10 protein-coding genes and 1 pseudogene are annotated in these 13,093 nt (G+C 62.5%); 3 read left to right on the top strand and 8 right to left on the bottom strand.

What is annotated here, in order from left to right; all coding sequences use genetic code 11:
* Positions 1-232: 232 nt before the first annotated feature.
* Complete coding sequence (locus tag J2805_RS20800; protein WP_309979684.1) at positions 233-1,693, top strand: aromatic amino acid lyase; 1,461 nt, start codon at positions 233-235, stop codon at positions 1,691-1,693.
* A gap of 290 nt (positions 1,694-1,983) precedes the next feature.
* Here J2805_RS20800 and J2805_RS20795 read toward each other — a convergent pair whose 3' ends face one another.
* The 8 genes and pseudogenes from J2805_RS20795 to J2805_RS20765 all read right to left on the bottom strand — a co-directional run bounded on the left by J2805_RS20795 (position 1,984) and on the right by J2805_RS20765 (position 10,437).
* A complete protein-coding gene (locus J2805_RS20795; protein WP_309979682.1) occupies positions 1,984-2,649 on the bottom strand; it encodes a PAS and ANTAR domain-containing protein in 666 nt (221 codons plus the stop codon).
* A gap of 530 nt (positions 2,650-3,179) precedes the next feature.
* On the bottom strand, positions 3,180-3,731 hold the full coding sequence (locus J2805_RS20790) for an AMIN-like domain-containing (lipo)protein (RefSeq protein WP_309979680.1): 552 nt from the start codon (positions 3,729-3,731) through the stop codon (positions 3,180-3,182).
* 678 nt (positions 3,732-4,409) lie between these two features.
* Complete coding sequence (locus J2805_RS20785) at positions 4,410-4,757, bottom strand: hypothetical protein (RefSeq protein ID WP_309979678.1); 348 nt, start codon at positions 4,755-4,757, stop codon at positions 4,410-4,412.
* A gap of 26 nt (positions 4,758-4,783) precedes the next feature.
* Positions 4,784-5,853 (bottom strand): annotated as a pseudogene (locus tag J2805_RS20780) (DUF6544 family protein).
* A gap of 250 nt (positions 5,854-6,103) precedes the next feature.
* The gene (locus J2805_RS20775) at positions 6,104-6,583 is read right to left on the bottom strand and encodes a hypothetical protein (protein ID WP_309979676.1); all 480 of its coding nucleotides are present in this window, start codon (positions 6,581-6,583) and stop codon (positions 6,104-6,106) included.
* Between the two features lie 943 nt (positions 6,584-7,526).
* Complete coding sequence (locus tag J2805_RS24010; RefSeq protein WP_396134449.1) at positions 7,527-7,838, bottom strand: tetratricopeptide repeat protein; 312 nt, start codon at positions 7,836-7,838, stop codon at positions 7,527-7,529.
* Between the two features lie 379 nt (positions 7,839-8,217).
* Positions 8,218-9,423: an MFS transporter gene (locus J2805_RS20770; protein ID WP_309979674.1), complete on the bottom strand. Its 1,206-nt coding sequence runs from the start codon at positions 9,421-9,423 to the stop codon at positions 8,218-8,220.
* Between the two features lie 99 nt (positions 9,424-9,522).
* Entirely contained in the window at positions 9,523-10,437 is a 915-nt protein-coding gene (locus tag J2805_RS20765; protein WP_309979671.1) for a LysR family transcriptional regulator, read from the bottom strand.
* Positions 10,438-10,713: 276 nt separating this feature from the next.
* Between J2805_RS20765 and J2805_RS20760 the strand changes: the two genes are divergently transcribed.
* Both J2805_RS20760 and J2805_RS20755 read left to right on the top strand, forming a co-directional pair.
* Positions 10,714-11,793, top strand: coding sequence for a PrpF domain-containing protein (locus tag J2805_RS20760; protein WP_309979668.1), 1,080 nt, complete (start codon positions 10,714-10,716; stop codon positions 11,791-11,793).
* 83 nt (positions 11,794-11,876) lie between these two features.
* Positions 11,877-13,085: a Bug family tripartite tricarboxylate transporter substrate binding protein gene (locus J2805_RS20755; RefSeq protein WP_309979666.1), complete on the top strand. Its 1,209-nt coding sequence runs from the start codon at positions 11,877-11,879 to the stop codon at positions 13,083-13,085.
* Positions 13,086-13,093: the final 8 nt, after the last annotated feature.

The following is a 13,093-nucleotide window of genomic DNA, read 5'->3' as shown; positions in this document are numbered from 1 at the left end:
CAACGACCCCGGCATGGGCGTCATCCGCCACGTCGACGCCGGCTACGACCGCGCCCTCGAGGTCGCCAAAGAACGCGGCGTCCGCATCCCCATGCAAGAGACAAACTAACCCCCGCCCGCCCCCAACCAGGTAGCAGTAAGTGTCGTTATGGGACGCGAAAACGACATCTGCTGCGACCTGGTTGGGGAGGGCGGGTTTCGTCAGACTCAAGCAACACAGAAAGGATCGTCCGTGATCGAAATCGACGGCCGCGAGCTGGCATTGGCAGACATCGCTGCGGTGGCTGCCGGGGGCACCCGGGTGACTCTGACGCCGTCGGCCGTTGAGCGGATGGCGGCATCCCAGCGGTCAGCGCGGGCAACCGCACTGGTCCGTCCGGTCTACGGGCGGTCTACCGGCGTTGGCGCCAACCGCTCGGTCGCGCTGGACCAGGCGGCCGGGGCAGCGGATGCGCACGGGCTCAACCTCTTGCGGAGCCATGCGGTGGACGCCGGGAACGTCCTCGACAGGGAAACCGTCCGGGCCATGCTCGTCATCAGGCTCTCCCAGCTCGCCGCGGGGTCCTCCGGGATCAACCCCTCTGTGGCGGAAGCCCTGCAGGAAATGCTCAACTCGGATTCCCTGCCGGAGGTGCGGGAGTACGGCGGCATCGGCACCGCCGACCTCCCGGCCCTGTCCGGCACGGCACTAACCCTTCTGGGCGAACGCAAAACTATGGACGGCCGGCAGATCACTTCACCGCTTTCCGGCTGGGCCACCGAGGACGCCCTGCCGTTCATCAGTTCCAGCGCCCTGACCATTGCGCTGGCAGTCCTGGCCCAGCAAAAACTGGCCACCCTCCTGCATAACCTGGTGTCCGTCAGCGCGCTGTCCTTCACGGCGATGTCCGGCAACCCGGAGGCGTTCGGCCCGGAGGTAGGCCGGGCAGCCGACTCGGCAGCCGTCACCGCCATGGCCGCCGAACTGCACAGGCTGGTGGAGGGCAGTGGCAACCCGGCCAGGATCCAGGACCCGTACTGCCTGCGCACGCTCCCTCAGGCCCTCGGCGCCGTGGGCGAGGAATTGGATGCCCTCAAAGCCATGCTGGAACGACTGGTGGTGGCCGGTAACGAGAACCCTCTGGTGTTCGGTTCGGTGGCGGACGGCAGCAACGGCGTCGCCCATCACGGACTTTTCCAGATGACCACGCTGGCACGGCGATTGGACGCGGCTCAGCTGGCGATCGGTGCAGCGTGCGCCACCAACCTGCGCCGGATCAGCCTGCTCTGCGACCCTGCCTACACCGGGCTCAACCGGTTCCTGGCGGCCGACAATGCAGGCCAGTCCGGCGTCATGATGCTGGAGTACGTGGCGGCCGCCGCCGTGGGACACATTCGGGCAAACGCGCAGCCGGCCAGCCTGCAGACCGTGGTCCTCTCCTTGGGGGCGGAAGAAGATGCCAGCTTCGCCAGCGTGGGAGCGGCCCGCCTGGATTCGACCGTGCAGGCGCTGGCTACCGTCGTCGGCGTCGAACTCGTGTGCGCGGGAAGGACCCTGAGGCTCCAGGGCGGAACGCCAGGCGACTTCACCAGCGCCCGGTTCCGGAAAGCGTTCGATGCCGCACTGTCATTGCCCGCCGACGTCCAGGACCGTGACCTCAGGGGAGACGTCGATGCCGCGGTCCGGCTCGTGATGCTCCCGGAATTCGGTTAAGCGGGTCAGCCGCCGAGCACCACGTTCATCGGCGGCTCCCCTGCCAGCATGAGGTCGATCTGCTGCTGCAGCGTGCGGCCCACCTCGGACGCACTGCTGAGCTTGCTGGCTACGGCCCAGCCATTGTGGCCGGCGGCCGCCGGGGGTCTTCACGTTCGCGCCGAGCAGTTGCTTCGTATTCTACCGGCGCTTCCGCCGTGACCCGGTCTGGTGTCCGCCGGCCGGATGGGCATAGGCCAGCGGGCGCCCTGCTCAGAATCAGCCCGCCGGTTGGGAGCCTCTCCCCCTCACTACGCGATTGGAACATCCCGGACGGATCTGACGTTAGTGCCTTGCATGGCGCGGACAATCGAATCCAGCACGCCAGAGCCATGCGTGCTGTCGGCCACACGCACCAGGTCGGCCGCAACAAAAGCCAACTTCACGTTGGTGCGACTGCTGTGCCCGGCAAGGATATTGAATGCCTCAGCAGAGCTGATCAGGAGCCGGCCCATCAAAATTCCCTGCGCCTGACCGATCACCGTCCGGCTGGCCGTCGCACCCGCGATGGCGTCTCGGGCTGCCAGTTCAGTTTCGACGCGGACAGTAGCGGTGAGATCGATCATCACACCGTCCAGGGCTGTCACCCGATTAGCCTCGTCCAGGACTCCTTCGCCGCAGGTGAGGACGCGCCGGACGCGTCGGCGGGAATCCACCATGCGGTGGTACAGGCAAAAGTAACCACCTTCACGGGTTACCTGGCTGATCAGTTCGGCGGCGCGGGCCCGGTCGTCAGGGTGTTTATGCGCAAGCAAAAGCTCCACACTCGGAGCGATTTCTCCCCTCTTGTAGCCATGCAACCGGAACAACGCCTCGGACCATTCGAACTTCCCGGTACCGGTGTCAAGGTGGAAGGAACCGACAAGACAATCACCGGCTCCGAGAGCACTGGAATAAGATATAGGGCTGACGGCCATGACCGAAATTATCCGCCAGAGCAGTCCACGGCGATACCCACAACGCAGAAGCGCACTCCAACCGAGGACCGACCAGCCCGGGACTGGTCCGACCAGCAGAGCAAAACCATCCACAAGGGAAAGGCGGAGGGGCCCTCATCCTTCCTGCCCATGGAGCGGGTTATGTGTATGTGCCCAGCAGGGACGGCTGAATCGTGGCCGGTCCAATGACCCTACGGGTAGATCAGCGGTATGTGGACGTCCGTGCCCTCCGGTCACCTCTATGATTGGCCGTCCCGGAACCACGATCCGAGGTTAGAGTCCCCCGCAGCGTGGCCGGCAAATCCGGAGGGCTTCGATAAGTTGGTCACGCAGGCCTTCGAACCTGATTGCTGCCGAAGTGCAAAGGCCATCAGGAGCCGCGACAGTTCCAGAAGGATTCCCTTTGCAGCGCGGGCACAGAATGGCGCCCTGCCCGGAATGTCTCCGGAGCGGGGCGCCGCTCATTGGTTTTCTATGCTTATCTCAACGCCGGTTGCATTGAACCAAGGTCACCAGAAGTGCGCTACGTCGATTACCAGCCGCGATCCGGAGCCCGGTCCGTCCAGGGTGAACACCCGGAACGGTAGCCGTGCACGGACGCCGAGGCCGATGCTTGTATAACCTTCAAAGCTGCCTGCGTAGGCTACCTGCCGGAAGGTCTGGTACCCCGTCACGTTGGACAATTCGGCGTTAGCCGCCGGGCTGTACGTGAGGTTGCCGGACTCGCTGTCGTAGGAGGGCGCGTTCACAGTCACCTGGAGGAAGGCCCTGCCCTGCAGCGGGACCGTGAACCCTGAACCGTCCTGCACAACGCGGGGAACATACTGGGCGGTGTAGCCGGCCACTGGGCCGTTGAGATTAACCACCATCCGGTCGAAGCAGAGGTGCTGCCCCGTCCTTACGTCGGTGACCGATGCGGTACTCATCGCTGGATTTGAATCTGCCAGCGATCCCCATTCGAGGCCGCAATAGGACGTGGTTGCCGAGGCGGGCCCCGGAGCTAGGAAACCCAACCCGACAGCCAACACGATGACTGCCAGCCAGGTATGAAACTTTTTCAAGGTGTGCCGCCCTTCGAGTGGTTGGATAGCTCAAGCGTAGGAGCCACAAAGTCCACCAGAACAGGGTTGTGGCCGGTTCGGCGCGGAACCGTTAGAGGAGCCTTTTTACGGTCACGCGGTCGTAATTCCAGGACGGTTTTCGGGACTAAAGAAGCACTTTTGACACCGTTCCTGCACGCTACTGTTATCCGTCATAACGACGCCGGAACGCGGCTCTCGGGGTTCCTGTCCGGACAGCAGGGCCTTCGCCGTAGCCGATCCGACCTTGTCCTCTCGGGCAACCGGGAACGTGCGTACTCTGCAGCTTGCTGAGCACGGCCGGGCTGATGAACGATATGCTCGGTCGAGCATTCGCACGCTCGGCCATGCGGCGTCGACCGGCCCTGCCAGTAATGGCCTCTTCGCGGTTCTGGTCTATTCCCGCGGCCCCTGATCCCGTCGAAGTCCAAGGCACTGATTGCAGCCGCAGCAGTTACGATCTGTGTGGTGATCGAGCTGTTCCAACTCACTAGTCTTCCCGCCGACAATCCTGGCCACCCTTCAAGTTGGACTCCAGCTGTTCCATCCCGAACAGCAGATGTTCGATGAATTGCTGAATGGCTGGCACGACCAGCAACTCTCGCGAAACCTCGGGTACCGATAGTCGAAATTACGCAGGTTCGAGGCCTATTGAGATTGTTACGGTGACGTACTGTTGCTTTGCTGAGTTCGTTCCGCAGACCGGTGGTTCCGCCAGTGAACGCCCGCGGCGAAGACTATGAGCGGCGCATGGATAGCCGGAAGGTTCTTGGCAAACCATTTCGGTAGGAAGATGTCGGTGACGGACCCGGTGTCATCTCCGAGGCTCTTGGCCAGCCCCGTAAGGGGGCAGTGAAAACCATTGGCGGCAAAGATGAGCGTCTCGGTCGCCACCACTGCGGCCGCCAGCCCTGCCCGCCGGTCCGACCGTCCCCGGATTCCGGAGTACAGCACGTAGACCATGCAGGCCTCGATCGTGAACCAGGCCAACGTGTGGAATGCCTTCACCAAGGTAAGCGTTAGGGGGCGCTCCTTCATGGCCGTTGACTGCCCAGTGCTGCTGCGTTGTACTCGATCGAGTCCAGAACGAAGCGCAGGTAGGAGTAGTCGCCGGCCGGTGCGTGCCAGATTCCCTCTCCGCGCCCCATGAGCCGGTGCGTCCCGAACGTGCGGTAGTGGGTCAAGGGAGTCGACCATCGCATCCTGGTGAATGATTTTCCGTCCACAGTCGCCGCGCCGCGGCCATCCGCAGTGAAATTTGTGAGCTGGCCGCGGTCGTTGAACGAAAGGACAGCGCTGACGGGCGGCCTGTATTCGTAAACGAAGCGCCGACGTTGTGCTGGTCGATCTCGTGCCACCTGACGTCGGGAGTGATCAGCACGCCTGGAGCGAAGACACACAGGTCGTTGAACAACGTCACCGTCTCGGCCTCATCCATCTCCGGCCCTTTCGCGGAGACCACCGTCGCGGCCGATGCAACTTTCACCCGCATCGTCGCAGTAGATCCGACAAACCGGTGGAACGCCTGGACCGGCATACCAAACCGCGAGGCATCCATGAGGAACAGGCGCGATGGCTGGTCGTAGACGTTGTTCTGCTCGCCGGTGAAGGTCATCCAGTGAGCATTGGGCCCACTGCGGATCTGGCCGTGAAACCGCGCACGGAAATTCTGCACGCGGGGCAGCCCCACGGCTCCGCTGAGACGGACATACCGTTGCACCACCACCGGAAGCGGCGCGAGATCTGCCTCGGTGAGCAGCGGCGTCGCGACAGCACGAGCCCGGCCCCTTGAGCTCTCGCGATCGTACTCCGCGCGCAAGCTCCAGGGTCCCCGCGCCACAAAGCCAAGCGCCACACCTACCAGGACGATGACGTTCGCGAACGTCCCGTACAAGGCATCGGCCCACGACGTAACGATCAGGACCTGCGACACGACGACTGCGCCGGCACCAACCACCCACCACCTACCCGGCCAGGCGAAGAGGGAAACTGCGGTCCCGACGAGCAGAGCCGCAGCCAACAGCCAAACGAAGCCCAGCGGCCTATTTATCGGCTGCGTCAGCAGCGGAATCGCCGCGACCCCTAACCCCTTGGCCGCGCCCATCAGGTGAATGAGCCCGTGGACACTCAATACGGCAGCGAACATGACGCTCACGAAGAAGTTCCCTGCCGCCCACACCGGGGCATCGTGAACACGTGACGATGTGGGCACGGGCGGTCCCTCCTTCAGGTTGGACATTCGCGGCGGGTGAGAGACGTTGGATGGGATTGGCTGGCAGTTCGGGCCGCGAATCCGGCCGGGGAGCAGCCAGCCGGTACATCTATTCACGGCTGCAGGATTCGCGGACGAGGAACTACCGGTACCAGCCCACCGCGCGGTCGTAGCTGCATTCGAGCGCTCCAGTGCCACTTGCAACATCTCCGCCGGTTGCGGAGTAGATAGCTCCGAAGTCGGCACCCTCGGCTTCAATCCGTCCCCGCGCCCAGATCTGAGCGACCTCAAGATCCTTTTCCGGGATCGACTCCCGGGTTCTGTGGTCAGCGCTGAAATGGATGTCCAACTGGTACTCCCCCGGCTGGGACGTTCCGGCATGGTCGCCGGGGCCGTGTTCATCTCGTCTGCTGATAAGGACCTGGGCGGAGGCATGAAGGACGGATGGCTTGCTCGCGAGGCTACCTTGCTGCTGCTGTTTGATCCGCAAGCCTGACACCACACTCTCCACCGTGTCTTCATCGGTGACCAGGTAACCGGAACCGCTGATGTCGGATTCTGAGCCCCGGACGCTGCTCAGATGCTGGCCGAACTGCTCGGAGCTGGAGTGGTTGGAGTCCATGCACCCTCCCTGAGGGTATTCGCGGCGACTGCCGACGCTTTCCACACTAGACCCTTCGCCGTCGCCTGTGCCGGTGTTGCCTGGAATGATTTGCGGGCGAGATCCCCGAACTCCCCGCCGAGATCACCCTGGCCGAAGCCATAGCAGTCCACCGTGTCCGCACCATCTCCCGTTTACGGTCATCCACGCCAGCCTGCTCATGGCCGTCCATGACCGCGCGGCCGAGTCTGGACACGTAGGACGGATCAACCAAATCAGGGCTTCCCGGAAGCGAGGCCGGATCCCACACATCTGCACTCTGCCACCGGGTGGGACGCCACAGCCTCTGATACCCCAGAAACGTTCACACTGAACCCGGAACGTCCATCGACACCGACGAACTAGGCCGCAAAGTCATGTCGCCTGAAACAGAGAACTTCATGAAGTAGTGAAGGCAGAGCCAGGAGGAGGGCAGCACAATGCAGGCCGAAGAGCTGCCCACGGACAGGGTGTGGACAATGTCCACGCCCCTTTAGGCCGGACAAACACGCGATGAGGACACTCTGCCTGATTGGGATCAAGCAACTATCCGCGGGAGATCCTCGAAGACAATTCGCCTTAGTCATGTCGTCACCACAACTCCTGGCAAAATGTCCACACATTAAAGCAAAAACCCCTCTGACGAGGGGTTATGCGTGCCCGAGGTGGGACTCGAACTGCATTCCAGGCCCTCAAACACTGGGCTCCCACGGAAAGATGCGGAATCCGGCCCGATCCGACCCATGTACGACGCGGTCCGAAGCCCAAAGTGTGCACAATGTGCACACGCTCTTTTCCCACTCGATGCCCGATCCAACCAGCTCGCGCGCGCCCGCATAGGCGCCGGTGCTCACTAACTTTTCCGTATCGCGCGGCCTGATCGCGGAAGTAGGAACGCGCTGTAAATCCGCTGTGAAGTGCTCGCCTATGAGCAGCATCGCGAAGGGTGCGTGGTCGGATGTCGACTGTCGATCGCTATTTGGGAGGCCGCCTGGGCGCTTGTAGCGTCACGTTGTCGTTGGAGGAGTAACCCCAGTCCGACCGCGGCCAAGGGTGCATATTCTGGATTACCACTGTCAACGGCCGCCCGGTATGCTCCGTCCGCCGCATCTGGGTCTCCTTGTTTTTCCAGGAGCCTCCCCATCATGAGCCAAGCGGAAGGTGCATGATCTTGATGGTGGCTGTCGCTAGCCTGCTCATACGCACGGCGGGCTCCTTGCCAGTCGCCGGCCTCCATAAGTCTTATCCCGTCAAGGACCGCACCTCTTGGTGCGTACTCGGGGTGGCCGCTGTCCTTCGCAACCTGGAACGCCCTTTGAGCTCCGGCGGGGTCACCGAGTTCCAGCCGCAGTGTCCCTAGGGTGACTGCGGCCCTTGGGGCGTGATCGGGGTCGCCGTGATCAAACCGTATTTTGGAGCGTTGCTGCGAGTCGCTCGTTGTGATTAATCTGCGGCTCCGCTCACGGCTACGGCATCTTTCGTGTCCAAAGTTTCATTGTGATGGATGAACCTTCATATGTCGCTAATTACCGCCAGCAGTGCAACTTTTTCGATGTCGCCGGCCCCCAAGCAACCAGGCTGTTCATGGCATTTCGTTCCAGCGGCGGGCACGAGGCTCAGGACCTTCTTGGCCATCGTATGGAGGCGGCGCAGAGGACTGCTGAGGACATCCATAAAGCTCCCCCCGGTCCGGCTGGAGCTGCCAGCAATCCTGCGCCGACTGGCAGGGCAACTTGTCCTAGGCGGTTGCCGAGCAGCCTCAGCGCCAGTGCGGCCCCTCGCGCGTCCGGGGGAACTGCCTGGGTGATGAGTGTCATCGTGATCGGTTGTCCGAGTCCGAGGAAGAATCCAACGATGGCTAGGAGGATCGCCGCCAGGACGGGATTTCCGAACAGCCATGGCAGGATCGATAAGGTGATACCTGCCCCTGCGAGGCTGGCGGTGATGAGCCCGGTTCTGCTCCATCGGGACAGCATGACGGGCAGGAGCAGACGGGACGTAATCGAGGCGGCCGCCCGGATGGCCAGAAGGACGCCGATTCCGATGGGGGCGATTCCGTTTTCTTCTCCCAGTAGCGGGAGGAACGCAACGATGATGTCGGTCGTGGCCAGCAGTGCGAGGCTGGCGAGCATATTGGTCTTCACGGTGGGGATACCCAGAAGATGGGCCACAGACTTCGACGTCGGGGCCTTCGTTGGAGCTGCCTCTGAGGTTTCCCGAGCATCTGCGCGTTCCTTCGCCGACGCACCGAGCGCGACCGGAATGGCCAGCACCGCTATTGCCCCCGCGAGTATCAATGCCGCGTTGGCGTCCATAAGCCGGGCGGCGGCGGGGGCGTTTCCTGCAGATCCCATGGCCAGACCTGCAACAAGGGGACCAATGAGTTGGCCCAGGGAGAATGCCGCCGTGAACCAGCCGAAGGCTGCGTCCATGCGGCTGAGCGGAACAAATCTTGCTATGGCGGACTGTCCAGCAATCGTGAAGCACAGGTGGCCAATACCCAGTACCGCGCTGGAGACACCAACGAGCAGAAGGGACGGGGCAGCCGAGAGCAGAACCGGACCGGTCGCGAGCAAAAGCGTCCCTGCCAGGGTGATGCCCTTCATCGACGTTCGGCGGTCTGACATTCGACCGAGCGAGAGGGCGATCGCCACGGGAAGGAGGGCGAAGGCGGCAGAGGTCAGGCCGACTGCAACCGAGTCGCCGCCCAGAGCCAACACTTTATAAGAGATGAGTGGTCTTGCGAGATTCAGCGCGATCTGGCAGAGCACCGCGGACGCGATCAGCATCCACAACCACCGTGTGGACCTTTCCTTGCTCACCACTCCCCCTTTAGTGCTGTCAGGTCAGTCGAAGCCAAGCGAAGCGACCCGGATACGAGGTGCCTCACAATCGGCAGGGGACTTCTCGGCCGTAGCCCTTCACCGGAAGTCCGCGGTCGTATCTTTGGCGACCTCCAGGAGCGTTGCCTGAAACGCCATTTCCGCGGCGGCGCGTACCCTGTCGTGGCGGTGCGCGAGGAGCACCCTGCGGGACGGGGCACTCGAACCCAGAGAAACGATGCTGACCCCGGGATGCTTGTTCACGACGGCGGTCCGCGGAGCAAGCGCTATACCCAGACCAACACTGACCATGGCCTGAGCCTCCTGGTAGTCGTTTGCCTGGAACGCGATCCGTGGCGTGAAGCCTGCCGCACTTGCGCTTCTTTGCAGTACTTCAACCACAGGATGCGCATCACCTCGAACGATCCATTCTTCGGTTGCCAGGTCTGCCATGTCCACCTGCTTCCGGCGCGCCAGTCGGTGGTCCTTACCGACTATGAGAGCCGTTGCGTCCTCGAAGACAGTAGTCAGGGCAAAGTCCGCCGGATTGATCCGGTTCCATTCGTAGTCCCAGAGGAGGGACATTCCTACCTGGCCGTTTTCCAGCATTTCAACCAGGTGCTCGAAACGGCTGCTGCGGACGTGCAGCTCAATCGCCGGGTACTCCTTCTTAAACCGGCTGATCACGAGCGGGAGAAAGGATCCGCCCAGAGTGGGGAAGGTCCCCATAGTCAGGCTGCCCCGGTGGAGTCCTGCGATTTCTGCCAAATCTGCCTCAGCGGCAGCCATCTGACGCAAAATACGACGCGTGTGCGCTGCGAGAACATGCCCGGCATCCGTGGGGACCATGCCACGGGTCTGCCGCTGAAGAAGTGGCTGCCCGATTTCGGTTTCCAGGCGCCGCAGCTGCTGCGAAACCCCCGACGGGGAGTACACATGCTTTTCTGCAGCAGCGGTAATCGATCCAAGCTCGACCACGTCCAACAGCAATTCAAGCCTCCGAACGTTCAGCACAGCCGCCCCTCCTTTGAAGTATTTATTATGCCCCCCTCACAATCTTATGCCAGTGCTTCATGTAAAGCGTATTTTCGCTGTCCCAGTCACGCTCTGTTCCCACAAGTGCTCGGCCCAGCCCTTTCTGAGGGCATTTTTTGCCTGTGTGAGTGAAGTAGAAGTGCATGGATATGCACTATTTGCCGTTTGTAATTCATATGAGGTTCGGATCACACTTAGACCAGCCGGCGAGGCTTGCAGGCCCAAGGAAGGGCCCAGAAAGGTGTGGAAGCAATCATGTTTAAGATCCCAGCGACGTGGATGCGGGGCGGAACCAGCAAATGCTGGGTGTTCGAATGGGACAACCTACAGGTCCCCGGAAAGAGCGTGGACGAAGTTCTCCTGCGTCTCTTCGGCAGCCCCGATAACCGTCAAATCGACGGCGTCGGAGGCGGTACATCCACGACCAGCAAGGCCGTCATCCTGTCCCGATCCCTCACTGACGAGGCCGACGTCGACTACACGTTTGCACAGGTGGCCATCGACGAACAGAAGGTTGACTGGGGCAGTAACTGCGGCAACTGCTCGGCCGTGGTCGCCCCGTACGCGATCGAGCGAGGCTGGGTGGCACCCGGTCAGGAGACCACATCGGTCCGAACCCTGAACACCAACACCGACCAACTGATTCTGCAGAAGGTTCCGACGCCGGGGGGCAAGCTTCAGGATCCGGGCACCCAGATGATTCCCGGTGTTCCCTTCCCGGGGCTGTCGGTCGGTATGGGATTCCTGGACCCCGCCGGGAGAACCACCGGGAAGCTGTTCCCCACCGGCGAACCGGTCGAGAAGGTGACATTCGATGGGCGTGAAGTTTCGGCCACGCTCATTGATGCCGGCGCTCCCCTGATCATCCTGGACGCTGAATCGATCGGACTCACGGGCAACGAGACGGCCGCGGACATCGACGGCCAGGCTTCACTCCTGGTGCATTTGGACGACGTCCGCAGAGACGCCGCCGTGCGCATGGGCCTTGCGTCCACACGGGCCGAAGCCGCGCGGGCGATACCGAAGCTGGCACTGGTCGGCAGGGCGGGCCAGGACGATGAAGCTGACCTCAACGTGAGAATGCTGTCCATGGGCAAGCTCCATCCGGCCTTGGCCATCACGGGAAGCGTGGCGCTGACCATGGCCGCGCAGCATGAAGGCACCGTAGTCAGGGACCTCCTCACTACTGATCCTTCCTCCGGCATGATCATGCGGACCCCCGCCGGCATCGTCCAGACTTGGGCGGAAATTCGCGACGGCGTGCCCGTCGTCGGAACTATTCGGAGTGCCCGCCTCATCGCGGACGCCGAACTGCTGCTTCCAGAGTCCTGGTAAGCGGAACACCAAAAAACAGCCTGTCCTCTTATTGACGCCGGAGTGGTGTTGCATTGAGGTAGGCCCAACCAAAGGATTCCTCAATGACGAGCAACAAGTCATCCTTGGAGCCGCCCGGACTCTCCCCGGAAGGCATCGACGCGCAGACCGAGCCAAGCGAACAGCCTGAACCTCCCAAGCACTCCCGGCGGACCATCCTCACGGCTGTCGGTGCGTTCGCACTGCTGGGCACGGCCACCACTGTCCTGGGCGGAAGCTTGCTGAACCCACCCTCAAGCACCGAAGACGGCGACTTCAGTGGCGAAACCCTTGAATTCCTGATCCCCCTGGCCTCAGGCGGCGGAACGGATACCTGGGCGCGGTTCATCGGGACGGAGCTGACAAACTACGTTCCCGGTCGACCCGGCTTTGCACCCGTGAACGAGGCCGGCGGCGAAGGCATTCTAGGCACCAACAGGTTCGCCCGCTCAGCCAAGACCGACGGCACCGAGATCCTGGTCGGAACGGCATCAACGGTCGTCCCGTGGGTGCTGGGACGTTCGGCCGTGAAGTACTCTTTCGAAGATCTCAAGCCTGTCGTAGTGAACGGCACCGGCGGAGTCATCTACGCCCGGGCCGAAGCCGGGGTGGCCGGTGTGCAGGACCTCATCAATAGGGACCAGCCGCTCGAGTTCGGCGGGATCAGTGCCACCGGCCTGGACATCACCACCCTGGTAGCCTTCGACCTGCTCGAAGCCGACGTGACAAGCACGTTCGGGTTCGAAGGCCGGGGCCCGGTCAACCTGGCCCTCCAGCGCGGGGAGATCGACCTGGACTACCAGACGACCTCCGCCTACGGCTCCGCCGTCGCAGGCATCGTCAAAGAGGGCAAAGCCGTCGTCCTGATGTCCTTCGGCCAGCTCAACGAAGCCGGGGATGTCATCCGTGACCCCAACTTCCCCGACGTCCCGACTGTGGCAGAAGCATACGAAACGCTCCATGGGAAGAAGCCCTCGGGCGAAAAATACGAGGCCTACAAGACCCTGCTTGGACTGACCTACACCTACCAAAAAGGACTCTGGGTGCCACAAGAGACGCCGGAGAACGCGTACGTATTGCTGCGCGAGTCCAGCGAAAAGCTTGGCGCGGACGCTGGATTCCAAGAGAAGGCCGCCAAAGTGCTCGGCGGCTACCCCCTTGTTGCGGACCCCGGCGTAGCCGACCGCGTCAGGGACGCCTATAAAGTCAGCGCCTCGGTCCGGACCTACGTCACAGGGCTGCTCGCGAGCAAATACAACATCCACGTTGAATAAGGACCATC

The sequence above is a fragment of the Arthrobacter oryzae genome (assembly GCF_031454875.1).
GTDB classification, from domain to species: domain Bacteria; phylum Actinomycetota; class Actinomycetes; order Actinomycetales; family Micrococcaceae; genus Arthrobacter; species Arthrobacter oryzae_D.
This window is presented reverse-complemented; position numbering and strand designations above follow the sequence as displayed.